Origin of the sequence: Halomonas sp. HP20-15 (genome assembly GCF_033446685.1) — a bacterium.
GTDB lineage: Bacteria > Pseudomonadota > Gammaproteobacteria > Pseudomonadales > Halomonadaceae > Modicisalibacter.
Genome location: NZ_JAWQLY010000041.1, coordinates 1 through 348, shown reverse-complemented (window position 1 = coordinate 348; position 348 = coordinate 1). Strand labels below are relative to the sequence as shown.

The following is a 348-nucleotide window of genomic DNA, read 5'->3' as shown; positions in this document are numbered from 1 at the left end:
GGCCCCTCCGGCTGCGGCAAGTCGACCCTGATGCGGATGATCGCCGGCCTCGAGAGCACCACCAGCGGCGACATCTCCATCGACGGTCAGCGCATCAACGACGTCGGCCCCGCCGATCGCGGCCTGGCGATGGTCTTCCAGAGCTACGCGCTCTACCCGCACATGAGCGTCGAGGACAACATGGGCTTCAGCCTGCGCCTGGCCAAGGTGCCCAAGGCCGAGCGCCGCGAGAAGGTGCTCGCCGCCGCGCGCATCCTGCAGCTCGAGGAACTGCTCGACCGCAAGCCCCGCGCGCTGTCCGGCGGCCAGCGCCAGCGTGTGGCGATCGGCCGGGCGATCGTGCGCAAC

Annotated in this window: 1 protein-coding gene; it reads left to right on the top strand. The window is 70.7% G+C overall.

Features of this window, described 5'->3' with window-relative positions; translation table 11 throughout:
- Positions 1–348: ABC transporter ATP-binding protein (locus tag R6258_RS18765; RefSeq protein ID WP_318453471.1), on the top strand; the 348-nt coding region annotated here is incomplete at both ends.